This is a genomic window from Rhizobium sp. 01L419 (genome assembly GCF_056400025.1).
Window position 1 is genome coordinate 141,565 of record NZ_JBFTSM010000015.1, and the last position, 26,548, is coordinate 168,112.

Annotated in this window: 32 protein-coding genes; 19 read left to right on the plus strand and 13 right to left on the minus strand. The window is 57.3% G+C overall.

The genetic code is table 11. The annotated features are described in order from the left end of the window. Positions 1-110: 110 nt before the first annotated feature. Positions 111-530 (plus strand): hypothetical protein, encoded by a 420-nt coding sequence (locus tag AC1DUP_RS26430; RefSeq protein ID WP_477835590.1) that lies wholly within the window; start codon positions 111-113, stop codon positions 528-530. Between the two features lie 564 nt (positions 531-1,094). Here the strand turns inward: AC1DUP_RS26430 and AC1DUP_RS26435 are convergent. Then, a complete protein-coding gene (locus AC1DUP_RS26435; protein ID WP_477835592.1) occupies positions 1,095-1,295 on the minus strand; it encodes a dehydrogenase in 201 nt (66 codons plus the stop codon). Between the two features lie 223 nt (positions 1,296-1,518). Between AC1DUP_RS26435 and AC1DUP_RS26440 the strand changes: the two genes are divergently transcribed. Further along, entirely contained in the window at positions 1,519-2,358 is an 840-nt protein-coding gene (locus AC1DUP_RS26440) for a hypothetical protein (RefSeq protein WP_477835594.1), read from the plus strand. Between the two features lie 8 nt (positions 2,359-2,366). Here the strand turns inward: AC1DUP_RS26440 and AC1DUP_RS26445 are convergent, their stop codons facing one another. Together AC1DUP_RS26445 and AC1DUP_RS26450 are read right to left on the minus strand one after the other, a co-directional pair. Continuing rightward, a complete protein-coding gene (locus AC1DUP_RS26445) occupies positions 2,367-2,603 on the minus strand; it encodes a hypothetical protein (RefSeq protein ID WP_427147109.1) in 237 nt (78 codons plus the stop codon). 141 nt (positions 2,604-2,744) lie between these two features. Further along, a complete protein-coding gene (locus AC1DUP_RS26450) occupies positions 2,745-2,927 on the minus strand; it encodes a DUF3606 domain-containing protein (protein ID WP_477835596.1) in 183 nt (60 codons plus the stop codon). A gap of 335 nt (positions 2,928-3,262) precedes the next feature. Here AC1DUP_RS26450 and ku (AC1DUP_RS26455) point away from each other — a divergent pair, with 335 nt between their 5' ends. From ku (AC1DUP_RS26455) to AC1DUP_RS26465, 3 genes are read left to right on the plus strand one after another with little or no spacing between them, the layout of a single operon-like run. After that, complete coding sequence (gene ku, locus AC1DUP_RS26455) at positions 3,263-4,171, plus strand: non-homologous end joining protein Ku (RefSeq protein ID WP_477835598.1); 909 nt, start codon at positions 3,263-3,265, stop codon at positions 4,169-4,171. Positions 4,172-4,182: 11 nt separating this feature from the next. Beyond that, positions 4,183-4,995: a non-homologous end joining protein Ku gene (gene ku / locus AC1DUP_RS26460; protein WP_477835600.1), complete on the plus strand. Its 813-nt coding sequence runs from the start codon at positions 4,183-4,185 to the stop codon at positions 4,993-4,995. A gap of 4 nt (positions 4,996-4,999) precedes the next feature. Further along, positions 5,000-5,260: a hypothetical protein gene (locus AC1DUP_RS26465; protein WP_113309191.1), complete on the plus strand. Its 261-nt coding sequence runs from the start codon at positions 5,000-5,002 to the stop codon at positions 5,258-5,260. A gap of 207 nt (positions 5,261-5,467) precedes the next feature. Here AC1DUP_RS26465 and AC1DUP_RS26470 read toward each other — a convergent pair whose 3' ends face one another. Further along, entirely contained in the window at positions 5,468-5,911 is a 444-nt protein-coding gene (locus AC1DUP_RS26470) for a hypothetical protein (protein WP_477835602.1), read from the minus strand. On the opposite strand from AC1DUP_RS26470, the gene AC1DUP_RS26475 reads away from it, so the two are divergent. Beyond that, positions 5,904-6,503, plus strand: a complete 600-nt coding sequence (locus AC1DUP_RS26475; RefSeq protein ID WP_477835604.1) for a hypothetical protein — start codon at positions 5,904-5,906, stop codon at positions 6,501-6,503. The genes AC1DUP_RS26470 and AC1DUP_RS26475 overlap by 8 nt on opposite strands. Positions 6,504-6,566: 63 nt before the next feature. Here the strand turns inward: AC1DUP_RS26475 and AC1DUP_RS26480 are convergent, their stop codons facing one another. Next, the gene (locus tag AC1DUP_RS26480; protein WP_477835606.1) at positions 6,567-6,797 is read right to left on the minus strand and encodes an HNH endonuclease; all 231 of its coding nucleotides are present in this window, start codon (positions 6,795-6,797) and stop codon (positions 6,567-6,569) included. Between the two features lie 193 nt (positions 6,798-6,990). Here AC1DUP_RS26480 and AC1DUP_RS26485 point away from each other — a divergent pair, with 193 nt between their 5' ends. Continuing rightward, positions 6,991-7,737 (plus strand): hypothetical protein, encoded by a 747-nt coding sequence (locus tag AC1DUP_RS26485; RefSeq protein ID WP_477835608.1) that lies wholly within the window; start codon positions 6,991-6,993, stop codon positions 7,735-7,737. Here AC1DUP_RS26485 and AC1DUP_RS26490 read toward each other — a convergent pair. From AC1DUP_RS26490 to AC1DUP_RS26510, 5 genes are all read right to left on the minus strand, one after another. Further along, positions 7,734-8,543 (minus strand): DUF429 domain-containing protein, encoded by an 810-nt coding sequence (locus tag AC1DUP_RS26490; RefSeq protein ID WP_477835610.1) that lies wholly within the window; start codon positions 8,541-8,543, stop codon positions 7,734-7,736. The two genes, AC1DUP_RS26485 and AC1DUP_RS26490, sit on opposite strands and share 4 nt — an antisense overlap. A 398-nt stretch (positions 8,544-8,941) precedes the next feature. Continuing rightward, positions 8,942-10,156: a COG3904 family protein gene (locus AC1DUP_RS26495; RefSeq protein ID WP_477835612.1), complete on the minus strand. Its 1,215-nt coding sequence runs from the start codon at positions 10,154-10,156 to the stop codon at positions 8,942-8,944. Positions 10,157-10,170: 14 nt separating this feature from the next. Then, positions 10,171-10,659 (minus strand): hypothetical protein, encoded by a 489-nt coding sequence (locus tag AC1DUP_RS26500; protein ID WP_113309196.1) that lies wholly within the window; start codon positions 10,657-10,659, stop codon positions 10,171-10,173. Between the two features lie 24 nt (positions 10,660-10,683). After that, a complete protein-coding gene (locus AC1DUP_RS26505) occupies positions 10,684-11,973 on the minus strand; it encodes a trypsin-like peptidase domain-containing protein (RefSeq protein WP_477835614.1) in 1,290 nt (429 codons plus the stop codon). Positions 11,974-12,313: 340 nt separating this feature from the next. Continuing rightward, positions 12,314-14,662, minus strand: a complete 2,349-nt coding sequence (locus tag AC1DUP_RS26510; protein WP_477835616.1) for a hypothetical protein — start codon at positions 14,660-14,662, stop codon at positions 12,314-12,316. Between the two features lie 495 nt (positions 14,663-15,157). Here AC1DUP_RS26510 and AC1DUP_RS26515 point away from each other — a divergent pair, with 495 nt between their 5' ends. Continuing rightward, the gene (locus tag AC1DUP_RS26515; RefSeq protein ID WP_113309198.1) at positions 15,158-15,358 is read left to right on the plus strand and encodes a hypothetical protein; all 201 of its coding nucleotides are present in this window, start codon (positions 15,158-15,160) and stop codon (positions 15,356-15,358) included. Between the two features lie 1,035 nt (positions 15,359-16,393). Continuing rightward, the gene (locus tag AC1DUP_RS26520) at positions 16,394-17,398 is read left to right on the plus strand and encodes a GlxA family transcriptional regulator (protein ID WP_113309200.1); all 1,005 of its coding nucleotides are present in this window, start codon (positions 16,394-16,396) and stop codon (positions 17,396-17,398) included. A gap of 229 nt (positions 17,399-17,627) precedes the next feature. Here AC1DUP_RS26520 and AC1DUP_RS26525 read toward each other — a convergent pair whose 3' ends face one another. Further along, positions 17,628-18,164, minus strand: coding sequence for a carbonic anhydrase (locus AC1DUP_RS26525; RefSeq protein ID WP_477835619.1), 537 nt, complete (start codon positions 18,162-18,164; stop codon positions 17,628-17,630). Positions 18,165-18,260: 96 nt separating this feature from the next. Further along, positions 18,261-19,142, minus strand: coding sequence for an NmrA family NAD(P)-binding protein (locus AC1DUP_RS26530; RefSeq protein ID WP_477835621.1), 882 nt, complete (start codon positions 19,140-19,142; stop codon positions 18,261-18,263). An 818-nt stretch (positions 19,143-19,960) separates the two neighbouring features. Between AC1DUP_RS26530 and nthA the strand changes: the two genes are divergently transcribed. The 10 genes from nthA to AC1DUP_RS26580 all read left to right on the plus strand — a co-directional run bounded on the left by nthA (position 19,961) and on the right by AC1DUP_RS26580 (position 25,448). Further along, positions 19,961-20,590 carry a nitrile hydratase subunit alpha gene (gene nthA, locus AC1DUP_RS26535; protein WP_113309203.1) on the plus strand — a complete coding sequence of 210 codons (630 nt, stop codon included), beginning with the start codon at positions 19,961-19,963 and terminating at the stop codon, positions 20,588-20,590. 9 nt (positions 20,591-20,599) lie between these two features. Then, positions 20,600-20,911 (plus strand): hypothetical protein, encoded by a 312-nt coding sequence (locus AC1DUP_RS26540; RefSeq protein WP_477835623.1) that lies wholly within the window; start codon positions 20,600-20,602, stop codon positions 20,909-20,911. Positions 20,912-20,913: 2 nt separating this feature from the next. Then, complete coding sequence (locus AC1DUP_RS26545) at positions 20,914-21,276, plus strand: SH3-like domain-containing protein (protein WP_477835683.1); 363 nt, start codon at positions 20,914-20,916, stop codon at positions 21,274-21,276. After that, entirely contained in the window at positions 21,273-21,713 is a 441-nt protein-coding gene (locus AC1DUP_RS26550) for a nitrile hydratase accessory protein (RefSeq protein ID WP_477835625.1), read from the plus strand. Before AC1DUP_RS26545 ends, AC1DUP_RS26550 begins: the two co-directional genes overlap by 4 nt. Before the next feature lie 11 nt (positions 21,714-21,724). Next, a complete protein-coding gene (locus AC1DUP_RS26555) occupies positions 21,725-21,940 on the plus strand; it encodes a CbtB domain-containing protein (RefSeq protein ID WP_477835627.1) in 216 nt (71 codons plus the stop codon). Between the two features lie 58 nt (positions 21,941-21,998). Then, positions 21,999-22,430: an OsmC family protein gene (locus AC1DUP_RS26560; RefSeq protein WP_477835629.1), complete on the plus strand. Its 432-nt coding sequence runs from the start codon at positions 21,999-22,001 to the stop codon at positions 22,428-22,430. 91 nt (positions 22,431-22,521) lie between these two features. After that, positions 22,522-22,983: a DUF302 domain-containing protein gene (locus AC1DUP_RS26565; protein WP_477835631.1), complete on the plus strand. Its 462-nt coding sequence runs from the start codon at positions 22,522-22,524 to the stop codon at positions 22,981-22,983. Between the two features lie 85 nt (positions 22,984-23,068). Then, the gene (locus AC1DUP_RS26570; protein WP_477835633.1) at positions 23,069-23,698 is read left to right on the plus strand and encodes a hypothetical protein; all 630 of its coding nucleotides are present in this window, start codon (positions 23,069-23,071) and stop codon (positions 23,696-23,698) included. Then, the gene (locus AC1DUP_RS26575) at positions 23,670-24,269 is read left to right on the plus strand and encodes a hypothetical protein (RefSeq protein ID WP_477835635.1); all 600 of its coding nucleotides are present in this window, start codon (positions 23,670-23,672) and stop codon (positions 24,267-24,269) included. Before AC1DUP_RS26570 ends, AC1DUP_RS26575 begins: the two co-directional genes overlap by 29 nt. Before the next feature lie 333 nt (positions 24,270-24,602). Continuing rightward, the gene (locus tag AC1DUP_RS26580; protein ID WP_477835637.1) at positions 24,603-25,448 is read left to right on the plus strand and encodes a class I SAM-dependent methyltransferase; all 846 of its coding nucleotides are present in this window, start codon (positions 24,603-24,605) and stop codon (positions 25,446-25,448) included. Here AC1DUP_RS26580 and AC1DUP_RS26585 read toward each other — a convergent pair. Further along, entirely contained in the window at positions 25,440-26,312 is an 873-nt protein-coding gene (locus AC1DUP_RS26585; RefSeq protein ID WP_477835639.1) for a hypothetical protein, read from the minus strand. The genes AC1DUP_RS26580 and AC1DUP_RS26585 overlap by 9 nt on opposite strands. Positions 26,313-26,548: the final 236 nt, after the last annotated feature.

The following is a 26,548-nucleotide window of genomic DNA, read 5'->3' on the forward strand; positions in this document are numbered from 1 at the left end:
TCGCTGAGTACCTTCGTGATATCGAACCCGTCCTCGAGGTCTTTCAGTTTGCCGTTTGACTTGCGAAGTGGGAGTCCGGTCGCCGGATCGTAGGCGATCCTGACAAGTCGATGGCTTCCTTCGTTCACCTCGCACGGGTCACCTCTCTTGTCGGCGTGCGAACCCGAGACATAGTAGAAGGCACCGTCGGCTGCGACCGCTTCCGCGTCCATTTCACTGTCGTCAGGACCAAGATCGATCGATTTCTTTCGAACTTCGTATTCGGTCTCGTTGATAGCAATGGTTCGGGCTGCGGCCCCCTCATCGAAGGCGACAAGGCAGACGTGCTTCCCTTCTACCGCGACAGGACATGCAACGCCGCTCAAGGATCTACGCGTCTTCTTCTCCAGATCGAAGTCGCCAGTAGTTGGCAGGGGTCCGACGATGACCTTGATTTCGGCACGAGAAGACGCAGCCGGCATCCACGAAATACCGAGCAAGGCCACAACGCTGAGGATCGTAACATCGTATTTGCCCAGATCTTTGGTTGATCAAGCAAAGCACATTTTCGCGCAATGGTAGAGCTTGAAATCCTTCGAAAGGCTTATTCTCTAGCAATAAACGGCGAAATATTGCCATAGGATGACAAGTGGGTTGTCTGCAGACTACAACCTTAAAGTAGATGTAGCTGCTGTCGATTTGCCTAGTCTCGGCGATTCAACCTTCCACGGTCAGAGCTTCCAGGATACGCGTCCAGATGCTCCCGCGGCCCAATGGTTCGAGCTCATTGTGAGGGCTTCAGACTGACAACGGTCCCGCTGTCGACGACGATCCAGAGAGTCCGGACCATATCTGCCGCTTCGCGAAGGGTTGCCGAAATATTCGCTTGGGAGATTGTGACGACGCCTTTCGCCACGGTGTCCAGCGGACGATCGCATCGTGTTCGGTACCACTTCCAGGGATGCCAGCTTGCTCGCGCAGATCGCGCACCGTGGTCATCGCACGAAGCAACAAGCTCTCGATTTCGCCCGCGGTCAGGCGGTCGGTTTCATTCGCCGCCCTCACGAGTTCTGCGACGAACTCCGGGGCGCTGCTCGTCTCCGCAGTTATCGTCATCACCCCTCGAATTCAGCGCCGGGCAGCCAACCGCGCGTATAGCCCTTGCTGATGCACTCCCGGGCGATTGCAAGCTGTTCGCACAGTCGTTCGCGATCCCTAAGCAAAGCGTCGATGGTTGCGCGCGGATCGCCTCCGTGCCAGGCCATAGCAGCGTCGACGGGGTTGGATTCCGGTGTCGTAGGACGTTCAGCAAGCATGTCGGATCCTCGTCAGTTCAAGAAGAGCATGCTCGGAGACAATGTTGCGGCAGCGAACTGCGTCATGCAACGGAGCGCGGATGCTCGAGCATCGAAAGGCTAGACACCAGAACGAGTCGTAGCAAGGATTTCGTTGAACGCTTAGCAGGTCACAAGATGCGGCGTGTCCTGACGGTTGAATTCCCCTTCCTGCCGGAGCAAAGATGGGGACGGGGGAAAATCGATGAAAACGCTAATAATGCTTGCAGTCGGAATGGTGGCGTTCGATGCCGTCGCCGCAGACTATCCCACCAATGGCATGCTCTATAACCAGCAGGAGGATTCCTCGCTGACGTATAGCTGCAAGCTTCAGGCGGGCCAACAGCGCCTCAGGTGCGACTTCCTCCAGACGGCCGTTCGCAAGAAAGTGAAGGCTGCCGATCTGGAAAAGAAGCTCGACGAAGCACGCAAGAGCTTCCCCGAGGCGGCGAAGGAATTCTCCGATCCCAAGGAATGCAACATGATGGGGGCGTGGCTCGGCATGGCCACCGGTCAGATTTCCATTGATGACGCTCTCGCCCGCAATCCTGGAATCGCGACGGATGCCGCGGAGTTTAAGGAAGGCATGGTCCGTCTGCGAGAGGACGCGAAGGCAAACCCCAGTATGCTCGAGACGCTCCGCGCTCTCGCTGGCATGTGCGATCATCCAACCGAGGAGAACTTCCTGACGATCACCAGGGCTGACCACGCGAAGGATATTCGGACCTGCCAGGTCAGCTCGAACGCGTTCACGCAGGAGTTCGTCTGGGTTTCCGACTTCGCGAGTAGTGGAGCTTGGGTCGTATCATCGCAGCCCGAAGGTCCATGCGGTGTCGTCCAACTCTCTCGTATCGAGAAAGACCAGTCCGACATCTCGGGTTTGTTCTGGCGATACATCGCTCGGAAAGCGGCGACCAATCCATCCGGTACCGTTTTGCCTGGAATGATCGGCTCGGCAATCGACCAGGGTGAATATGTCTATGACTGGAAGAAGACGCGGTCGGATCACATGCAGTGCGAATTCGTCGAGTTCAGCCCGATCTGATTTGCCTGTCAATGCACTGAGCTCGAAGATGGCGCGTTAACGCGCGTGGCGGCCAGCCCGACGTAAGTGCCGATCAAAACGGTCGCCATCTCTTCTACCGAGCGACAGCCCTCATTGTAGAGTTCGATGGCGGCATCACACAAAAACGAGGAAGCTTGATCGTCCCACTCCACCTCGTAGTACCGATACCATTCACGGACCGCCTTCGACATTAGCAGGTGGTCTTCCTGTGTGCTCTTGGACATGCGTTACTCCAGACGTGGAGGCGGCAGGCCTGTGTGGCTATGATTGCTTCGTTACGACACTGCGGCGTCGCCATGATCCCAGACTACAAAAGACAGGACATCCACGGGGACCTGTCCCGTCCGACCACGCCGCTCGGCCGCCTAACGGCGACCAATCTCGGCCTCGACCTTCTTCCGTGAGTTTCCAGCGCTCTTCACGGCCTTTTTGACGGCATCTTTCGAGACGCCTTTCTTCGTTGCTTCGTACTTGACCTCGTGATCCTGACCGCCGGCCACGCGGGCTCGATCCTGTGCGTGGCCGCGGGATGTCGGTGTCTGTGCCATCGGGCTTCTCCTTCGAATGAACGTCCGCAGTAGAAACTCACTACGATTCCGGTGGTTCCCCGGAGATATTGATGATGATGGTGCGCTTGAAGCGGCCACGGAATTCCCCAAGCGGTGCCCGGCATTGTGCTGGAGGAAGGTGGTTGCCGTGCCTCCCGAACTGAACAGATATTCACCGCTTTCCACCACCGTCGGACGCAATTCGATGAGCGTGGGCGGCTGAATCAATTTGAGAGAGAAATTCGGTAAAGTATTGAAAAATGATTCGTTTTGAGTCGGAACGAATCAACCTGACACGTCTTTGAGTCGCGTATTAGTGATTCGGAGATTTTGTCATGCCGTCAGGACAGCGTGCACAGTGGAAAGGCTTTCTGAAGTTCGGTGAGGTAAGCTGCGGCGTCGCTCTCTACACGGCAGCCTCGACCAGCGACCGCATCACCTTCAACACCATCAACAAGGCAACGGGCAACCGCGTCAACCGCATCTTCATAGACAGCGAGACCGAGGATCCTGTGCCGAAGGAAGCCCAGACCAAGGGCTTCGAGATCGACAACGGCCAGTACATCATCATCGATCCTGAGGAAGTTTCCGCCGCGATCCCTGAAAGCAACAAGACGCTAGAGATTGAGGCSTTCATCCCSTGCTCCGACGTCGACGACGTCTACTTCGACAAGCCGTACTATCTCACGCCCGACAAGATGGGCGGAGACGCGTTCGCGGCTCTCCGSGAKGCGATGAAGAAGTCGATGGTCGYWGCCATCGCCCGCACCGTCCTATTCCGTCGAATGCGTACGGTGCTGATACGGCCGCACGGCAAGGGCCTAATCGCCAGCACGCTTAACTACGACTACGAGGTTCGTTCCTCCGAAAAGGCTTTCGAGGAGATGCCCAAGCTCAAGATCCAGGGCGAGATGCTCGAACTCGCCAAGCACATCATCAGCACCAAGAAGGGCGAGTTCGATCCCGCGACGTTCGACGACCGCTACGAGGCCGCCCTCGCCGATCTGGTGAAAGCCAAGCTCGAAGGCAGGTCGCTTCCGAAGCCGAAGAAGGTCGAGGTGTCGAAGCCCAGCGATCTGCTGACCGCGCTCCGAGAGAGTGCTGGAATGATGAAGGCCGTTGACGACAAACCGAAACGCACTGCGGCCAATGCCAATCAAGGCACTGGCAGGCAGCGCGCCGCGCGCGGAGTGGCTTCGAAAGCCGCCTCTTCCGGGGCCGCTCCGCGGCGCAAGGCCAGCTAGGGAGATAGGTCATGGCTCCGAAATATTACTGGAAAGGCTATCTCAAACTCTCCCTCGTCACCTGCCCCGTGGCTATGACCCCGGCTACCAGCGAAAGCGAGAAGGTTCGCTTCCATACACTCAACAAGGAGACGGGCAACCGCGTCGTCTCCCGGTACATCGATTCCGTCACGGGCAAGCCCGTCAAGGACGAGAACGAAGCCAAAGGCTACGCTCGCGGGGAGAACGACTACGTTATCCTCACAGAGGACGATCTGGATGCCGTTGCCCTCGACACAGTGAAGACGATCGACATCGACAAGTTCGTCCCGGCCGACAGCATCGAGTGGATCTACCTTGAGAAGCCGCATTACCTGATGCCGGACGACGCCGTCGGCAACGAGGCATTTGCGGTGATCAGGGATGCCATGAAGGCCGACAAGGTTTTCGGCGTGTCGAAGCTCGTGATGGGCCGCCGAGAACGGGCGGTCGTCCTGGAACCGCGCGGCGAAGGCATCGTGCTCTGGACGCTGCGTTTCGGCGACGAGGTTCGACCGGAGGCGAATTACTTCGAGGAGATCGACGAGAAAGCAGATCCGGATCTCATTCCGCTCGTCCAGAAGCTCATCAAGCAGAAGACCGCGCGCTGGTCGCCGGACATGGTCAGCGATCCCATTCAGACCAGTCTGCTAAAGCTCATTGATGAGAAGAAAAAGGCGTTGAAACCGAAAAAAACGGCGAAGGGGAAAACTGCCGAATCCGCTCAGACGTCGAATGTGGTCAACATCATGGATGCGCTGCGGAAGAGCGTCGAGGCCGATCTCAAAGGCAGGAAGGCCGGGTAGTCACATGCACTTGCTGGAAACCAAAGTTGCACATGAGAAAACGGGCTGGCGGATAGATTTCGTCGGAGACGGCGGGGAAGTGGTGTCGATCAAGGTCGCGGACGGTCACGCTGGAAGCGAAGACGAGGCCATTGAGCGTGCGAAAGAGGTCATGGTTCAGTTGACGGCATATGGCACGCGTGGCGGCGGTCGGAGCATCAACCCGTACGATGCCGCCAGCAATGGAAACTTTGACGACGAGCCGTTGCTGGATACGTGGCACTGATCCCCCTGAGGAAACCCCAGCCTCTCAGGCAACAAAAAAGGCCGGGCGGAACCCCAGCCACTAACCCAATGGAATCAGGGTGAACACTCAGCAATAACCCCTATAATGCTGGTTATCGGAGAGGCTGGCGAAGATTTCTTCGGACGTGGCAGGTCCATAGGAAACCTTGAGTATAACGCGTCTCGACGGGATGAAGAGTTGCGGCCACTACAGCCCACCGCCGACCCACAGTCGAGACGGGGGATTTCCGATGAGCGCCGGGTTGCCCACTCGGACTGAGCGGGTTCTCCGCAGCAATCCTTTCTTCGCCGTAGTGTATCGCTGACAAAAAAGCACGCCGATTTCGGCTTGGGCCTCACCAGCTTCAACGCAAATAGCGTCCCATTTGCGCCCTTCAAGCGTGATGAATCCGTCCCAAGCTATCGCATACATTGCTGTCGCCCCAGTCGGCACGACACTATTCTTGGCGGCTTGCACACCATCTTCGAGCTTGTCCATGGCAAAGCGGGTGAGCTTTTTTTGACCCGTTGGGTCCACAAGCATTGTAAACGGAACAAGCGGACCCCCACCATTTTCAACACTCGCGAAGCCGTGGTCGATGGCAAGAAAGAAAAAGTCAGCGAAGGCTTGGGATGGATTGAAGTTGTTCATATTCCGCATTCAGGGCTTTGCGTCGGCTGAAAAGGTTTTAAAGCTCATCTGCTTACTGACCAGAAACACAAACCTGAAAACTTTTATTATTTCCACATTTTCGTTAGTGGCTGGGGGCGGAACCGCACCGACCTTCCTCATCATTGCCTTCTTACCGGTGCCAGTACATCGGATTGGAAGCAAGGAAGGTTTTACCGTGAGCAATTTTCGCTTCGTTGCGCTCGCTTTGATCGCGGGTTTTATTTCCCTAAACATAATCGGTTTTTGTTATGAGAAAATTTCCTTCTTTACTAACGGACGACTTATCGAGATAGGAATTGATAGAGTTTTGTCTGACGAAAGGAACACAATTCCCTCTGACATTACGACAGCAGAACAATTTCTGGATACGTTTAAAGATTGTTGCTCTGCGAGCTCCGGACAAAGTCCAATCGAATCGGTATTGCCCTTGATACTTGGAATAAGAGAAACGAGAGTCGACATCGGCTATACGTTCAGTAGAGACGGAAAAACATACATGTCCGATACGACATTCTTCTTGAATTGTTGCGGAATCGTCGGCGAGAGATGGCACGATACACAGAAAATGTAAAATATTGAGATCTGGAGATGACAGCGATAGGTGTCCAATCTACCGTCGAATTATCGATGTCACTCAGCTGCTGATTTCCCTGAAAACCGATAAGATCCTTGGGCGGCAATCAAACCGGACTGAACCGCTCCTGATGCCGCGCCACATACGCCGGATGCGGCCGCAGCCTCGCGTCCTTCGGCAAATGGATCGATAGTCGTCAGTCAGCGAAATCAGATGACGGTCGAACAGCCAGTGCACCGTGGCCGAGAGCGCGATCCCGTTCTGAACGACATCCGGCCCGCCCTCGGCCAACCGCGAAGGTGATCGTAGACGACCTCTGCGACAAAGGCGTTCTTGTTAGAGGTGCCGAGAGTGACGACAGCTACAGCTTGAGTGCAGCCGAGATAGAATGGATGTCGTTTCCCATTGCAGAGATCTGATCGCTTATTCTTCCAACTCCACGGGAAGCGATTTATCGTCGGCGGCAACACCGGGAGGCTATCCGATGAAAACATACGCCGTCATCAGCATCGCAGCTGCGGCACTCTTCTATGCGTCAACCACGCAGGCTGCCTGCTATGACGTCTCCAAGCAGCAACCCTCGCAACTTAGCGGCCATCTCAGCCATCGAATCTTCGCTGGGCCGCCAAACTTCGAGGACGTCCAAAAGGGCGACACACCAGAGCCGGGCTATATTCTCAAGCTTGATCATCCGATCTGCATCACGGGAGACGATTTCGCCGATCCGAAGCACATCTTCGATGAAGTTCAGCTGGTTCCGAACGAGGAAACCGAAAAGGAGATGACGCGCCTTCGAGACACGGATGTCTTCGTCGAAGTCGTCAATCCAATGCCTGCGATGACCGGGCATCATCATCGCCCTCTCCTCGCATGGGCGAAGTCCATCTCGCCCGACCGCGATATCACAGAAAGCTACGGAACAGCGGCGACCACGATCGAAGCATTCTATGCCGCCCTGCATTCCGGCGACGGCAGGCTTGCGTCGACTTTCGTCGTTCCAGAGAAGACGAAGGAGGGTGCGTTCAGTCCGAGGGCGCTGACTGGCTTCTACGGCGCTCTATCTGAGCCCATTACGCTGGTCGACATCCAAAGGACCGGCGACAGTCGTTTTGCCGTGCGCTATCGGTTCCGCAATGGGAAACAGACCTGCGACGGTTCCGCGACGGTGACCACTGTGAAGCGCGATGGGCGAGATTTCATTCAAGCGATCCACGCAGAAAACGGCTGCTAGGTCAGAGACCCGGGATGCGAACTTAAATCGGGGATCCAGATCGCGGACTCGTCATCTCCAAACGCCCTCGCCTTTCGGTCCATCACGCATGCTCCTACCCAGGCACAGACGACCGCATCGAGCGCGTCCTCGAACGCCTTCAGTTCGAATCCTCGAGCGGCAAGAACGGGCAGCGGAAGTGCCTTCGCTGCGCCTTGAACCCTGGCGTCGAGAAGAGCGATGATCTCGGCCCAGACTTTGATCAGATTCTCGCGCCGCGCACCCGAAACGGCGCCGGGCCAATATTTGCCGATCTTCGAAAGCTTGTATGGTAGCCGTCTGTTGGCGGCCGCAAGTTCTATAAGGGCCGGATGCGGGTACACTTCCACCAGCGCTTGTCCTTCGAATTCTGACACTGCCAGCGGATAGCCAATCGTCTCGAAGCCGATCCGAAGGTCGTCACTGATCCTTCCCGGGCGGGTGATGCTAGGCGTATGGGTGCTCGCGTGCCTTGCGCCATAGATCCTTGATACCTCGTTGTCAGACGCGCGTCGGCCGACGATCGGAGACATGGCCAATGGCATATCGATCGCAATGACATTGATCGGGGTGCCGATCTTGCTCGTGGCAGTCTGGACGATGGCTGACGCATCGGGAATTGATCCGCGATGTCTAGCAATCTTTTGGAATTGGTCGATCCGGGTGAACGCATCATAGGACGATGTGACATCCACGAGCCTCCAACCGGAGCCATCATCCGAGATCAACGCGACGCCGCTGGGCTCGCGTTCTGTCCAAGCGGCATCGATTCCAAGAACCGATCTCACTCCAGGTCCCTTCCTCGTCCGCAAACGACGTGTGAAAGAAGCGCTCGCCTTATGCCGCGCGTTCAATGCCTCAGATAACTTTTTTGCCCATTGTCAGTCATGCAGTACTGCCCTCCTCGGGGACCGGTGCAATATGCACCCGATCGACTGTCCGTCGACAGCAGGGGTCATTTGAGGCGATGCCCCTCCGAGAAGGCCAACAGCGCCTCCCATGTACGCCGAACACGATCGCTTGCTCGCGCTGACCGAGCCGTCGTTGCAAATAAACGTTTCGCCTTGGCAACTTGCAATACCGCCCTTCCGGCCGCTACAAGGAGTATTCGTGGCCTGGGCGGCCACCATGGCCGCCAGAAGAAACGCGGAAGCCCCCACGATCAGACGCATACGGCCGGATCTCTTCAACGGGCTTTCCAATTCATAACCTTTTCGGAATCGAAATATTGATCAAGAACGTTGGCGACGCTGCGCAGTTTCGTATCGGGCGGGACGAGGTCGATGTCGCGGATCATGTCGTAGATCCAATCGCCTGTTGAGGGCGCGATCATGTCGCTGTCGGTTGACAAAGTCATAAGATCGCCCTTTCCCTTGAAACTCGCGAACAACTCCTCGACCGATCCCGCGGCCTTGTAAAAGGTTTTGAGATCGGAGGGATCGGGGGCGAACAGGCACCAGACGAAATTCTTGCCATCTGCGGTCTTGGCGATTGGAAGGTAAGCCACCCACGTCCTGATAGCGCCCTGTCGGAACTGGTGCGTTCCGAATGCGATCTTGTCCTCGCCGTTTTCCATGAGCTGAGAGCCTTCGATGAACTCGTCAATCGTCGCTTTGGCGACTGCAAAGCCTTCTTGGCTGCTTCTCCGGTTGAGATGGTAGTATCGGTTCACGCATCCGTTCACGATCATTGAGCGTGTGATCCCGGGCTTGTTCCGCATCTGATATGAACGCTCGTCATAGTCGATGCCCAAGACTCGGACGCTGTCTGCATTGTCGGCAACGAAGAGTTCGTCCTTCGTCGGCGCAAGGAGCTTCGGCAATTCTGCGGGAACGACGTAAAGCCTGTCCGCAATTGCGACCAGCCTCGATATGCCGAGCACCGCCGAACGATATGCGTCGGCGACCGTCGCCGCATCGTAACTGTCGTTCGGGACGTCAAGGTAGGGAGCATGAAACCCGAGCACGGCTCCCGGTTCAAGAGATCGGTCCGGTAGCTGGTCCGGCAGGGGATCATCTTCGCCTACCGGGTTGGGATCCTTCGGAAGTTCGGCCCCGCCGAGAAAGGCGATCGCGCAGGCGGAGAGGCACTGATCGCCGGAGCGCACCACCGTGGACAGCCCTCTTCGACGAAACGCGAGGGCGAGATCGAGTCCTTCGTGGTAGGAGCCGCCCGGACTGTCGAGCGACACGACCATCTTGCGCCAAGGATCCTGCGCATGGGTGATCCCTGAGACCTGAATGGCCGCATCCAACCGTTGGACGTCACCTTCATCTATCTCGCCCTTCAATTTGAAGCGCGCTTCAGTGATTGGCCCGTTCTTCACACCCTCGAAGGAGAATTCAGCAGATGCTGCAGGATTCGATAGCGCGGATATCAACCCGAAAATTGCCAGCGTCAAAGGCCTTCCGGGGCTCATTTCGCGATGCCCGGACAGAGTTGCTGGAATATCGTGAGGGCCACGCCGTATCCGGATGCCGAGGATCCATCGAGGACCTCTCCTGACTTAAGGTCACGCACAGCATAGTCCGCCATGATGTCCGAACTCTTGGGTTTGCCCTCGAAAGCGTAGGACTGCCCGTACATGTCAGTCCAGGTGCGCTTTACACAATTGCCTGTCACCCGGTCGCCGACCTTGACCTCCGCCATAGTGCGCTTCACGCAAGCCATCGAGTTGTCCTGGTCATATTCGACGCAGACCGCCTTCGCGTCCTTGGGCGTGTGCTTGACCATGATCACGGCATTGGCGGTTCCGATGCCACTCTTTGAGATCGTCGTCAGATGCATGCCCGCCCGTGACCCGTAGTAAATCGAGTGATCTTCCGCCGAGAATGCCGGGACAGCGCTGAACACGATAACGAGCGCGGCCAGGGAGACCTGAAGATTTCGAAACGTCGCTCTCATAACTTTCCTTTCAATGAACCGATGTCAGTCGCAGCACACCTTGCGGACGTATGTGTTTCCGTAGGTCACCATCGCGTCTTTCGCGATCAGCCCATGGGCTTTCAAGGCGTTGGACAAATCTTTCGCTTCCTGCTCTCCGTAGACGTCATGCAGGGTGACAGCGATCCAACCGTTTGCGGCCAGATGGGCAGAGAGCGGGATCGGCGCACCCCTGATAAACGAGCGAGCCTCATCAAGGGCATGGAAGCTTTTTACCTGCACGAACCGTCCGTCACCCGCTGGTTCCTCGAACTGATTCACGCGCACCCACGAGTAGTGCATGTACCCGGCGGATCCGCCAACGAGGACGCGATACCAGTCGTCGCGCAGTTCCAGAACCTCGACTGGGCTTCCGTTGGATGCCTGCCCGATTGTCTTAGCGTCGCCGTTGGCCGCCGACTTGATGGGTGCAACTCCCTTGGGATGACGTACGAATCCGCTCCGAGCGCGCGGAACCTCAAGGGAAGGTTCATTGGTCACCGCGCTCTCCGTCGGTAGGTTGACCGAACTCGCCGGCGGCTGTGTTTGCACTGTGTTCGGTGCTTCGGACGGCACAGCCGCTACCTGCGCGTCAGCGCGTGGGTAGCACAGTATCTGAAAGACCGAAGGCGTGACACGATCCGCTAGATCGGCCGTCGACAAGGAGGCCATATTTTCAGTATTGTCAGCAACTTGTTCGGCGAGGCTCTGAGATTGCATGAAGAGCTCGGCGACCGAGGCACGGATCGCAAAATTGACATTCTGCGCAGTGATGCCGATCTCGTCCGCAGTCCTTTTGGACAGCGTGGCGGTGGTGATGCCAAGGAGGTATCCATTCCGATCGACGACCGGGCCTCCGGAGTTTCCAGGCTGGATGGGTGTCGAAATCTGGATGTATCTGGTGTCGTTGCGGATCCCGGCGAGAGCGTTCACGTTCCCTGTGGTTATCTTGACCGAGTCCGCAAGCAGCGTGGCCAGAGGGTAGCCAACAGCAACGATGTCCTCGCCGAGCCTTGTCGGGGATTTTCGGAATGAAAGCGGCTTGAAGGGATCACTGCCGGAGATCTTGACCACCGCCAGATCATTGATTTCATCGATGCGAGGATCGGTGGCATCGCCCTTCCCCTTCACTTCGATCCGCCCGCAATCCTGGACCACGTGGGCGTTGGTCAGGATCCAGCCGTCTGGGGTCACGGCAAAACCGGTTCCCGAGGAGCTGGACTCATCGGCGAAGCAGTGCGAAGCGACGGCCATGGACATGCCAGCGGCTATGATTGCGCGGTACGAGACAAACATGCGGATTCCCCAGACGCCGAAAACTAGAGCTTCCGTCGCATCCGTTTCAACCTATTCTTGCGGAGTTGATTAATTGTCAGCGTATACTGTTACCGACCTGCATCACACGTATGGCAGCGCCGTCAAGAGGTCGAGCTTGCTGGCGCAGAATCTCATTGTTGATGCTCCTCCAGACTGGGGGCGCTTGCCAGGTAAAGCGTGAGCTATTCTTATCGCTCGCACGAAGGTCGCAACTTTCTCTACAACGCCATGGCATTATTGTGCGGGAGACCATCGATCGATTGGGCTTTTTCGGCCGAGGCACCGGGATTCACCCTTGATGCCTCGCGCCTTCGACTACTTAGGCGGCTTCCCAAACCTGATTGAGGATTCGCGCAGCCAGCGCCGCCTTATCCTGCGGGAGGAAGCGACCATAGTGTTTCGCCACCATGTCTGCTGTGTCCTGAATGGCGTAACTCGCCTGCTCGTAGGACCCGGTTTGCTTGAGAATGTGGGTCGCTAAGACATCGCGGACATTGTGAGGGCCATGAGGTAGCAGGCCCTTAATCGCGCCCCTGCCCGTGTACGGATTGTAGATGCCGTAGCGTTGAATAATCAGACGCCAAGCCTCGTAGAAGGTTGTGATGTCATAGGCGGCGTTCGTGCTGGTGGTCTTCACCGTCTTTACGAAGAATGTCCCCGGATCTGATGCGTTGCGCAACAAGACCGACCGATGACGCTCGACGTAAGCATCGATGTATTTGTAGAGGTCGAGCAGATCCGGAAGAAGCAAGCGAAATGGCTTGTCACCGAAGAATGACGAATGGGCGTTCTTGAACGCAATCGCAGGGATCAGGACTTCCCAGCCACCTTCACGATCATTCCAACGGATTTCCCCACGCTTCGTCTTTTCGAGCAAACGCTCCGACCTCGGCATCTCACCACGTGGGCAGAGCATCAGTTGGCGCAGGTTCTTCTGCCGAAGACCGAGATGCAGTCCGAGGCGCAGCATCAAGAAGGACCGCACCGCTTCAGCGGCCGGACGCGGATAACGATCCTCATCCGGCATCAAGCGAAGGATCTCCTCCGTGATCTTACGGTACTCACCAACAGGACTTGCCGCCTCGAGGACTGGCATGATCGGCTCGAATGGATCGCGATGAACGCGGGCGATGCGCTGGATTTCTTTCACCCTGTGAGACGCATGCTTGTGAAAATCATCGCAGGCGCCGTGCCAGTCCTCTCGTGCGTAGTCGATTTCATTCTGGGAGACGAGGCCAGGGATCGGCTGGACGCGCTGCAGAAGCTCCGGATGCTGCCGGAGCCAACCGGTGCCTTGCTTGGTGATGGCCAAAGCGATGCGCAACATGTCCACTTCCCACGCGGTGTAGAAGCCGCGGCGGCTTTCCCGCCATTGCAGATACCAGTCCCAAATGCCGGGAAACAGAAGCAAGCCGAATGTCAGTTGGCGAAGGGGCACGCCATATCCGCCGACCTCACCTTGCTTCGACGCCGCCAATGCGCCGAACATGAGCCCCAGATGTTCGATCTTCTGTGATGCCGTGTCCTCCCCCCACACGCCATTGCGCTGGAAACCGATCGAGGTGAGCGCCGAGGTCTTGAAACGAACGAGGTCGGCCATTTCCATGGCAAGGGCTGGCGGCGCATCGATCACGCCGGACAGAAGGTCGGGATCCTCGATCCAGGTTTGCTCGTGGTCGGCGGGAACGCTAATCTTGCCATCTCCCAACGCCCGTGCTCCATACGAGACGCCCGGAAAACGGATCGCGTATCGCTGCTTTGATGCAGCCGCCTGGAATTTTCGGTAGTCGGTCGATCCGCTGATGATCACCCGGCGAACCCAGTCAATGATTTCCTCGCGCTTCTGAAATGGCAACGAATTGAAGTCTTCCGGCAGATGCCACGCGATACGCCGCCGCTCGGCGGGGTCGATCTCGGAAAGATTGAAACCGGATGCGGAACGTGACGGATGCGGCAATTTGGCCTTGAAATATCCTTCCGGCAGGCGATAACGTCGCTCGATGCGACGCAGGATATCGAAGCTGTCGGTGCTACGTGGCACGCGACGGCCTTCTATCCAGCTTAGCAGGGTGCCCTTGTCCATCGCCTCATCAGGGCCGACGATCGCGCGATGAAGCTTCCAATATGTCTCGCCATGCCGACGAAGATGCAATTGAAGCGCCTGAGCGAAATCGTTGGGCTCGATCCATTGATCAAACAATGGCGTGGGAAATTCCACAAATCCGACGTTTGCCGGAGCCGATCCTCCTGAAGAGGGTTGGACGATCGGCTGTCTCGATACAGTCTGCGCTCGCGCCGCGTCTGATTGTGCCGCTCGCTTTGGCTTTACCTTCGTTGTCATCTTCTCCTTCGACGTACCAACAGGTTTTGTTGGCGCTTTGCCGGACAAAGAAGCACTCCGGATCCAGCGAGCGACAGCATCCAAGCCTGGGTCGATGAGCCGGGCATTGGTCGAGAGGATCTCCTTCTTTACGCCGCAAGAACGCGAAACCGACGACCAGTCAGTCTGACCGTGGACGCGCGGCGGGAGACTGCAGGTTTGGATGAGCGTGCGCATGTAACCCTGGAATCGGTCGAGCTCTTCGGCCGTCAGGAATTGCGCACAACGCAGGTGGCAGAACGCATCGATTTTGCGTTGGAAGGCTTTCGCAGAAAAATTGTCAGTCATTTCAATTCGCATAGTTGTTGTTGTTCGGTCCCGCAGCGCGGGGCGAGCGGACTATGCGATGCGGATTAAGTTTAGGTTCGACTCCTAGTCGCCGAACGTGAAACGAACTCGGGCGCAGATTGTAGTCGGCAGTTAAGCATTTTTATCAACCGACAATCCTGTATTCGCGGATCGATGATCTGACGGAATTGCTAGGGTCGAGAGACTGCTTCCGGAAAGGCATTGTCGAATACTTCGAGGGGCCAAAGGTGACGCCTCGCCAGAGTCTCGGCATGAGGATTCTCAACTGGGCCTTCGGCAAGGAGGCCGCGCCGAAGCGGTTCCGATATTTCTGCAATGCATGCGCAGCAGTGGATCGACGACTTGAAAATCTGCCGGAGCATGTCTCATCGGTTTCGCCAAACAGCTAGGCCCTCAGGAACGTCGAAGATGCAAACGATATTGACAGAATAGTAAAAATAGAACAAAAGAAGAACATAAGACTCGGAGGTGACCATGAGCGACATCGAGCGGAAAACTTTATCAGACGCGCCTATCCTGATCGCCAGGAAATGTCACTGCGGAGATTGGGCTGGCTTCGGATTCACGAAGGGAGACCGTGACGATTGGTGGTGCTGGAAACATTATCCTTACAAGACGTCTGCTCGACTTGAGGCCGCCGAGATCGCCGCGGAGTTCGGCAACAGGGCTGCGTAGCGCAGGCGTCTTGCTCAAGTTGAACCGCCGCAACCCTTGGTGCCAATGTAGGCGAGCAAGCCGTGGCTGGTTTCGATGAATAGGTCGGTCATTTTAGGTAGTTCCCGCTGATGCCTATTTGCGGGCATTCAACAGGCTTAAACGACCACGTCAAGATTGGCGATTCTCCGAACTCTTGCGAAAGGCATGCGACGCGCCCGGCGCATCCGATTTAAAGCGCGCTTTCGAGGTCTGAGCCAGGAATTCTGGCAACAAAAAGGCCGGGGCGAAAACGCACCGACCTTCAATACCGGAGGATCCTGAAAAAGGAACCAGACTGCCCCCTTAAGACGTGGTCCCGCGGGTCTAACCATACGACAAGATAGTAGGAGTTCGGCCCAATTTGGCCTAAACTCGTCCGAGCGCGGTCAACTTTATCAATTGGAAATGGCAGAAGACCATAAGAATTCGGGGCGCGACCCCTCGCAGCTTATCGTTGGAACTTTCCTGCTTCTGTCCGTCGGAGTGCTGCTCTCCGAGATCCTGGACTATATCGAAACTGGAACGTGGATGAATATGTCGGTCATGGATTTTCTGGATCTACTGACTGAAAATCGTGAAACAGCAGATGCTCGATCCCAGCTTTTGGGTCTTCGCTCTTTGTTTGGGATCTTGCCTATACTCCCTTTGGTCCTGATGTCCGGATTGCTTGCGATGTTGTGGACGCTTTTCAAGGGCCATAGACGGTCGCACGACCCTCGGTGAACTTCGTCCTTGTGGCCGACATCGTACGTCATGCCGCGAATATCCGTCATGTCGAAGGGCCTCGTGATCCTCGCTCTGGTCGCCGCATCAACAGAAGACGAGCTGAAATCGCATTGATCGGTGCCGCCCATGATCGTTTACATCCGCTGCAGTTTAATCCTGTCGTCGCTCAACAGGTGTCCACGGGGGTTCGCCCGCGAGCCAAAACCATACAGATGTATGGGATCCATTTTGCACCAAACATGCTATGTCTAGGAGATCCAAATACCGATAACGATCCAGAGACCGCAGATGAAACGCGTCGGCTTCATTGTCAGTCCGAATTTTCAGATGATGAGCCTCGCAGCCCTCCCGGTTTTCGAGTTCGCCAACCGTGTGATGGAGCAGCCATTCTATCAGCTCGAGGTGCTCTCGGAGTCCGGCGGTCTTGTTTCGTCATCTTTCGGGGTGGCAATCGACACGAAGCCATTCGACGATCCCGAGTTCGACACGCTTCTCGTGGGTGGCGGCACCGAGATCGAGCCCACGAGCCCGGAACTTCTTTCCTTCCTCGGCAAAGCTCGCGCTTCATCGAGAAGGATCGCGTCGATCTGTGCAGGCGCGTTCGTTCTGGCTGATGCAGGCCTTCTCGACGGCCGGAGTGCGACGACGCACTGGTACAACGTGCCGGAATTCGAAAAGCGCTACCCGGGCGTCCGCATGGAAGGCGACAAGATCTTCGTCGTCGACGGTCCGATCTGGAGTTCCGCAGGCATGAGCTCCGGCATCGACCTCGCCCTTGCTCTTGTGGAGAGCGATATTGGTGCGGAGGCGACGAAAATGATCGCAAAGCTGCTGGTCGTCTACCATCGCCGCCTCGGGGGCCAGCTCCAGTTCTCGGCCATGCTCGACATGGAACCGAAGACCGATCGCATCCAGCGGGCACTTGTCTTCGCAAGATCGAATCTGACGGGCGATCTCTCCGTCGAACGTCTCGCCGAAGCCGCGAGCCTTAGTGTTCGGCAGTTCAACCGGGCCTTCCAGGCTGAAATTGGTCAGACCCCTGCCCGCGCCGTCGAGGCGCTGCGTGTGGAGGCCGCACGGCTACTTCTCGAGGGCGGCAGATTGCCAATGGAAGAGATTGCGGACCAGACCGGACTTGGGGACGCAGAGAGGATGCGGCGTTCCTTCCTCAAGATCTATGGAACGACACCGCAGACAATTCGCCGGAATGCGAGATCGTCGGACGAGATCTTCGACCTGGCCAGCATGAGACCGAACGCGTTCAGATCAGGCGCCGATCAGGTGAACGCGTAATTCGAGAGTTCCCTTCCTTGACGATCCCGGGTGACGTGTCCGGGTGCGAGGAGGCGTGCGTTCAGTAACCGGAGTACGTGCAGCCATTCCGCCCGATTCAGAAGCTTCGTGTAGCGGGCGTAGGATTGGAATTCCTTGGGGAGGGATGGAACGAGCCTCCAGACATGCCTGAGGCGCCCGATACCTTCGGGTACCATCAGGCATGTAAGCCGATCTGCATGAACGGCTTTTAATCCCGGAGTCGGTGTGGCGGCACAACAGTCTCGGTCTTCCCCGTCGCCACGTCGTAGACAAGACCCGCAACGGTGAAGCCGGAAGAGACGACCGTTGCCTCCTTCAGCGCCCTAACGTCGATCTCGACCGCCTTGTAAGGATCCATGACCGCCAGCTCTTCGAGCTTCCCAGTCGGAACCTGCATGTATTTGGCGAGCAGATCGGGCGCGTTCTTGTAGCATCCTTTGATGCCGCAATCGGTATGATGGAGGACGACGAGGTTCCAACCCTCGCCAACTTCCTTTCCGGCGACCTTTGCCACCGTTGCAAGGATATCGATGGTTTCGACGATCTCTTCGTTCACGCGGCCGCCGACGTTGCGGATGACCGCTGCCTCGCCCTGCTCGAGCTTGAAGATCTCCACCGGATCCACGCGGGGGTCCACACAGCCGATAATGACGGCGCGCTTGTGCGGAAGCATTTTGAGTTCGGGCTGGAATTTCTCGGCAGCGAACTCGGCATTACGCGATGTCAGTGATTCAACGTAGTCCATTTTTGATCTCCTCGAATAGTGATGGCGCTGCCCGGCTGCCGGGATGCGGTCTGGATGCACGGGTTGCAGAGAAACGGATTGCGCCCGCGGCATCGGCTACTGCTTCGCGTTCAGCACGTCGGCATGACGCCTTGCGTACTCGGCGACGGTCATCGGGCGTTCGCCCGTGAGCTGCTCGATGTTGTTGTCAGCTCCCGACATGTGTCCGTGCTGGTAGTCCAGCATCGCGCCGCTGAAGTGTTGCAGTACGTATGCCGGAACGCCCATCTGCTTGAGTGAGGCGATATATTCCTCGATGGGCAAATCCTGGAAGACGATCTTCCGTCCGAGAGCTTCGGTCAGTTCTGCGGCCATCTGCTCATGATTCATTTCCACGGGACCGGACAGCGGAATAGTCTCGCCGATGTGTTCTTCCGGGTTCTTCAGCAGGGAGGCGATGGCGCGCGCCTGGTCGGCTGCCGCGATCGGCGAATGGCGGCCCTTTCCGACTGGCATCCGTAGGACGCCCTGCTGAAGGAATGGGAGCTGCCAGGGGTAGAGGAGCCATTCTAGGAAATAGGTCGGACGCAGGTGGATAACCGGGATACCGGACCAGTTAAACACCTGCTCCGAGATGTAAGTATCCCGGCAGGAGTCGCTGTTCGAGTGACGGTCGGCGGAACGCTGCGAGAGATTGAGGACAGCCTTCGTTCCGACTTCTTTTGCAGCCTGCGCGAAGTTGACCGTCGCGTTGATCAATCCAGGTGCCACGGGCCAGACGAAGTAGGCCGCCTCGGCTCCCTCGAGAGCGGGAACCAGCGTGTTTATGTCGTTGAGATCGCCAACAACGACTTCGGCGCCCTGTTTGGCGAGAGCGTCGGAGCGTTCGTCGATCTTGCGAACCATTGCACGGACGTCGAGGCCCAGTGCGAGGGATTCCTTTACAGCCGCGCGACCGGTATCGCCTGCGGCGCCTGTGATGAGTACTTTCTTGGACATGACTGGAGATCCTTCGGAATCGAGGGTTCGGTTGATCGGTACTGCTGTCGTTTCGGATCCTGTTTGCTCGTGAGACGCTTCAGGATCCGATGGAGTAAAGATCTGTCGGTCAATGATACGGAAGGAGCACTCACGGCAGCGCTTGGGGTAACCTCGACGACTTCCTGGGCCTGCCGGGAAGACATCGACCGTGGAAGGCTCGTCAAACTGCTTCCGGATTGGAAGACTGCCAACATTCCGGTCACGCCTACTTCCCCGTCGCGCGGGCAATGCGGCTGTCCGTTAGATCCTTCGTGGGCTTTCTGGTCGAGAGCTGGCAACGCATCCTGTGTGACCTCCCTACATTCATTGCCTTGATTAGGACGCCGCTACCGGGGAAGAAGATACCTATCTATGAAGATGGTTGGACGTCTCTTGACGACCGATCACCTCTGCATCGAAAACCGCGTCAGAAAAGTCGTAAGTGCCATCGGTGCACGCGGAGATCCCGAGCACGCCTTCGATAAGTCGGCGTCCGTAGACTTTCACGCGGCCCACTGCTGTCGGATTTCATAAAGGACCTGATAGCGTTCGAATTCAGCGGCCCGGTATGCAATTTCGACAGCGTCTGCGGTTGGTATGCGCTCGATCAGGAAGTGACTTTCCCTGACTGCGCAAAGATCGCTGAACACAAGACGACAAACCCTCCAGGTCACGACCATACATTCGTATAGGTGGCGGAGCTGCCTGAGCGCGCCGACAATCTCGCAACACGGATACCCCGGAACGAACGCGGTTGCGGCTGGGCCACTTCACGCCCGGCAGCATTGGAGGGCGGCATGTCAGATCATCACCACGACCATGAGCACACGGAACCACCTTCAGAGCTGGAACTCAGGGTGAAGGCGCTCGAGTCCCTGCTCGTCGAGAAGAACCTGGTCGATCTTGCCGGGCTCGACGCGATCGTCGATGCGTACGAAAACAGGATCGGCCCTCGGAATGGCGCCGCAGTGGTCGCGAGAGCTTGGGAGGACCCAGAGTTCAAGAAGCGACTTCTCTCCAGCGAAAGCACGGCGGCCATCGCCGAACTCGGCTTCTCCGGACTTCAGGGCGAAGACATGGCCGTGGTTGAGAACACGTCGACCGTCCATAATCTTATCGTTTGCACGCTGTGCTCCTGCTATCCTTGGCCGCTCCTCGGTCTGCCGCCCTCCTGGTACAAGTCAGCTCCGTATCGCTCGAGAGCGGTCATCGACCCGCGCGGCGTCCTCAAGGAGATGGGCGTCGATATTCCCGCCCACAAGGAAATCCGGGTCTGGGACAGCACGGCCGAGACACGTTATCTCGTCCTCCCGGAACGTCCTGCTGGAACTGATGGCTGGGGCGAAAACCATCTCGCAGACCTCGTCACACGGGATTCGATGATCGGCGCGGGCTTCCCCAAGGATGCCGAATGGAACCATTGCTAGGAGAGTCAAATGAATGGTGTCCATGACATGGGTGGCATGCACGGCCTCGGCCCGATCGCTCATACACCCAAGGAACCCGCATTCTTTCAGCCATGGGAAGGTCGTGTGTTCGCGATGCTCGTTTCTGTGAACGGTGTCGGGCACTTCAATACTGACGAATTCCGGCACGCGATGGAGCGAATGCATCCGGTCGAATACATGACTGTCAGCTACTACGAACACTGGCTTCACGCGACCGAGACGCTCCTTCAGGAAAAGGGACTGATCACGGCCGAGGAGCTGGCAGCGACGTTGGCCAAGGTAAAGGAGGAATACTCGTGACTATGGTTCTCACTGCTGACATCGTGCCGTTTGCCCTGAGCCGTGGCACGCCCACGCGGGTGGATCTTCCGATCGAACCAGCATTCACGGTCGGCCAGCGAATTCGGACGAAGAAGATACAGCCGATCGGCCATACTAGACTCGTCCGCTATGCCCGCGGTCGCGAGGGCGTCATCGCAGCGGATCTCGGTGTCTTCACGCTGCCGGATACGATGGCCCATGGCGACATACCGTCTCCACAGCACGTCTATAGCATCAGCTTCACCGCTCAGGAGCTATGGGGACCGAACGCCGATCCTTTGAACACGCTTCGGCTCGGACTTTGGGAAGAATACCTCGAGCCGATCGGAGGAGCCGCCGAATGATGATCGACAACAAGCGGGTACCCACCCCGAACGGCGGAAAATCGTTCGAGCACCCGTCGCATGCTCAAGCCTTCGCGATGGTGGTCCGCCTGAACGAGACTGGACTGTTCGCATGGGACGAGTGGGTGGAGATCTTCAGCGAAGAAATCAAGCGCGCGCCCGCGGGACCTGGTGAAAGTCCCGATCAGGCCTACTACAGACAATGGGTCTCTGCGATGAACCACCTGCTGATCTCGCTAGGCATTCTGACTGAGGGCGACGTGGCCGAACGCGCTGCCGTGTGGCGTCAAGCGTACCTGAACACGCCGCATGGCGAACCTATCGCTCTCGTCAACGCGACCTGCATTCCCCGGCACACTCACCATCATTCGCGAGTACGTGGCCCGATCGCAGTGAGCACAGCCAGCGTTCAAGACCCCAAAACCAGTGCCGCATAGGAGACGACATCATGACGGAAGCTATCGCCATACCAGTCGCAGGCACCCTGCCCGCGCCGATACCGATCCGTGAGCTGATCCCCTGGGCCATCTTTGGCGGCCTTCTCTTCATGCTCGCCATCTACTTCGTCGGCGCCGAGGAAGGCGCCACCGCCATCTTCGACAGCATGTACGTGCATGAGTTCGTCCACGACGGACGTCACTTGCTTGGGTTCCCGTGCCACTAGCAGGCCATCAGATCGACTATTGCCGACTACGGCTCAGTAACAAAAGGAAGTGACAGATATGAAGATTGTTCGCAACGGTTCCGCAGAATGGGCTGGCGGCATGAAGGACGGCAAGGGCTCCATCTCGACCGCGAGTGGCGCGCTCAATGCCTATCCCTATGGGTTTTCGTCCCGCTTCGGCGACGTGGAGGGAAGCAATCCGGAGGAGCTCGTTGGTGCCGCGCATGCGAGCTGCTTCTCGATGGCATTTTCGCTCGTTCTCGGAGAGGCCCAACTCGTCGCCACCAGCATCAAGACAAAATCCTCGGTCGCGATCGAAAGCGTTGGCGAGGGATTTGCCATCACCTCTGCCCATTTGACGGTGGAAGCGCAGATCCCCGGAGCGACCGACGAGCTCTTCCAGAAGCTCGCTACGGCCGCCAAGGAGAACTGCCCGGTTTCGAAGCTGCTGAATGCGAACATCACCATGGACGCCGTCCTCTTCGGCTGAAAACAGCGCGCGGCCGCGAACGGTTCTCCCGCGGCAGCTTCTATCCAGACCCAGACAGGTAATCCAATGACCGACTTCGTCGAGCAACACGTTGAACGTCGAACACAAGAAGATCGGCTCTCCCAAGCCATTCGAAGAAACTGTAGCGGCCTTGGAAGCGCAAGTCCCACACATCGATGATGGCATTTGGGATCGACTTGCTAAGGGCGACGCAGAGGCTGTCCGACGCGAACTTGAAGCCGGGCCACCGCTGCTGATTTTTGTGAAGCGCGATCATGGGATCGCCAACGAGATGATCGACCGCCGAAGGAAGATCGTCCAGTATGAAATCGGAAATCCTCTCACCGCATCCAAGATGACCAGCAAGGTCTGTGCCGCGGGCATCTACGCCCCGCTTCGCATCGTTCTTTACGAGGACGCGTCGGGCGGTTCGACCTTTGAATACGATCTTCCCTCGGCGCAGTTCGGTCAGTTCGAGAACGCTGATGTTCTCGAAGTCGGCAAGATGCTGGATCAAGAGATCGAGAAGGCGCTGAAGATGGCTGCCAGCTGAGCTGACGATCATTCGCCCACAGCTTGAAAATTCCCAAGTTTGAGGCATTCTCGGATCCCATCGCATACACGCTCTGGGGGCAAATTTGACCGGGACTAGGACGGCGATCGTTGAGGCTGCGGCGGCGGCGACGCCGCTGGCGTTTGTGTACTTCAGCGGCTGGGCGTATCTGTCGGCATACTTGGGCAAATTCGACATCGATGCGACGCAGGTCGACGTTTCTCTCGCGACCGTCTTGGTCTACGCCTTCGTGCCACTCAATTCCTGGCCCGTTCTTCTCACGATTGCTGGTCTCGCTGTCGTTTATCTGCTGTCGGCGTTTGTTCGGCCGCTCGTGAAACCCGTCAGGCGAACGGGGCTCGTTCTGATGCTTGCGGCTCTGGTCGCGTTGCTTTTCGTTGTCAGGAATTCAGCGGATGCGGCTGCCGAGGAGATGGCGGACTTGGTGTGGTTTGGGCAGAAGTCGATCACCAACGCCGTAGTCAAGCCTCCTGACAAGGCAGATCAGAGTTATGAGGAATACGCGCGTTGCAGGGATTCTCGCCGCTTGCGCCAGATACTCGGGACGACCGATACGATGTACCTACTATGCCGAAACGATGTCCTGCCTTGTTGGCATGCGGTGCTCTTTGCAGTCCGGAACGATGGGGCGATAGCGTATTCCGCCGAGAGAAGGAGGAACAACGATGGCAATATGGCAAGCTGCAAGAACTGAGTTCTGTGCCGTAGCACTGGCGTTCGTCGGTTGGACCGGTGCCGTCCTCGCGCAAGACCTGCAGCGTTTTGAAGCGAAGATCGACATCCGGAAACTCATGATCGTCGACGGACCGTACGAACTCCAGGGATCCACTGGGATCTACGGGTTCGTTGTCGCGCGTTCGGGAGGCAAGGCCACGTTTCGCCCTTGCACCGGGCCGATGGTCGATGTGGACGACAACAGACTCAAGCGGACGAAATCGACCTGCGCGGACGAGCCCCCTACCGATGGCAATCCCTTCAGCGTCGGCTGTGGCGGAGGTGTCGAAGTGCCCTCGCAGGTCAAGGCCGCGATCGCCAAGGAGGGGCCAACAAGTGCTTTAGGCACGATCTTCGAGATGGGGAGCACGTCCGAGGTCCAGGTCTACGCCACGTACGACAACACTGCTGCAAGCAAGATCAAAGGAATCGACCGCATGGCGACGTGTGGTGACTGGAACATCGGCTTCGACGCGAGCGGTGCCGACATCATGCACTTCCTTTCGAAGGACAATGCGACCACGGGAAATTACGGCGACCTGAAGCAATGAACTTCGTCATCGTTCTCACTTCACGCCTGCAAACAGCATGTTCAGCCCTTCGGAAATCGTCGGGTGAGCAAATATGCCATCTCTGGGGCGGTATAAGGAAGTCCTCCCATCATGGCCGTCTGCACGACGGTCATGACCTCGCCCGCGTTCTCCCCAGCATCTGAAATCATCCGTCCGTTCCTGTTCGCGGGAGTTGAATTTGAACTCATCCGCGGCATACCACGTAACCTATACGTTCATATAGTTCGTCACCGGAGGCTTTCCCTTTAAACCAGTTGCCACAAGATCCAGCAGGGTCGGCACGACTTGATGATTGTCCAGGGAGGGATGCAGATGGTCGAGAAGCGGAAGGTTGAGGAATACTACAGGAGCGACGCCCTGATGGACCGCCTTCAGGCGGCGCTGTCGGATGCGGGTCTGGACGACGGGAAATTGACCATCGAGCAACTGGCTCCGCTGGATCAGTTTCATTCCCGTGGGCTGCTGGCGACGGTCGAGCTGGCGAAGGCGCTTTCCACCCGTCCAAACGAACGCGTGCTCGATATTGGATGCGGCCTCGGTGGCCCGTCGAGATATCTGGCGGCAACGTACGGATGCGTCGTCGCCGGGATCGATCTGAGTGACAGCTTCGTCGCCGCAGCGACATATCTTGCCGAACGTGCAGGCTTGGGCGAAATGGTCTCGTACCAGAAGGGTGACGCCCTCGCCCTTCCCTTCGATGACGAAGAGTTCGACATTGCGTGGACCCAGCACGTTGCCATGAACATCGCCGATCGGACGGGGTTCTACTCGGAGGCGAGCCGCGTCCTGCGACCGGGCGGTCGTCTCGCCATCTACGATGTTCTTGCAGGAGGCGGAGGCCCGCTCGTCTATCCGGTTCCGTGGTCCAAGACCCCGGAGGGGAGCTATCTGCTCACGCAGGACGAGATGAAATCCCATTTGGCAAAGGCAGGCCTTGAGATCATGACTTGGACAGATCGAACCGATGCCTCCCTCGCCTGGTTTCAGGCGCTCCACAAGCAACAGGCTGCTCAACCTGTCCCGCCCCTGGGACTCCATCTCGCCATGGGGACGGAATTCAAGGCCGCGACAGCCAACCTCGCTCGCAATCTCGACGAAGGACGAGCCGTGCTGATTGAGGCAATTGCCGTTAAGCGCAGAGCGCCCGGCTCACGGTAAACAGCTTACTAAGCGTTCCAGGGGATGGGGGAACTCATACATGCGATGAACGCCCTGTCGGAAAGCGTCGAGGATCTCAGGACGTTCCGTGGAGTAATAGATCGCGTCCTTGGCATACACCTGGACCATGTCATTCAAAAACTTGGTCTCGTCTCGGGTTGCGACGAACGTCATGAACCTCGGCTCGGTCGAGTACATTGTCGGTCTCGCGTACAGCATTGAGATATGTGGGGTGAGCGGTGCGAGGATCCGAGGTGCTATCGTAAGATTGACGGTCGTGATGTTGTGGAAGAATCCGTCTCCAAAGATAAACTCACGATCAGGCGAGTAAATTGCCAGGAATTTCCCACGAACTCCGATATCCTTGACGGCAGCTTTATGCATGTTACGCATATTCAGGCCAATGATGCGATTCCGCTCGCGGGTCTCGAGGCGGCCCCTTAGACGCTCCGCAAGCGAGACGGCTGCTTCGCGAGTCATCGGGCTGCGTACCGCCAGCGAAACCAGGCATTCCGCGAGAAGTGCGATTTTGTTGTCCGGCGCGGGAAATGGATCGAATCTCTCTTCCAAGCGTCCCTCCCGCTTCTTCCGAGGCAGCGCTTCAAGCCATTCAATAACGTACTTGAAGTTAGAATCGGCGGTGTCGAAATGGCCCTCGAAGGATTCGTCCCAAACCGTTTCCTCATTGGGGTTGGAGCTAAATTTGATGTGATGCCCATTTCCGATCACACCTAATTGCTTTGCAGGGAGGACTTTTTCGCTACCGTCCGGACGGAGCCAGTGCACGCCCCCTTGGCTGTTTTTCCAGAATTCGGAAACCGTCTCCGGCCACCAGTGATGCCTTTCAGATTTCAATTTTTTCATCGTTGATCAACACCGCCACCTAATCTCGACCGCGCACATTGCCGCACCCGATAGGATTAAAATGGGCATCCTTATGTTTATGCACCTCGATAGCACGCCCGAATCGTCGAAAGGGCTCTTCCCCGCAACGGTTTATTTTGTCATCGGCCTGCGGCGCCATGGAGCCTGGCGGCTACGGAGACATTGAAAAATAAGGCCGACAGAAGGCGGCTGCTGCGATGGCGCCTATCGACCGG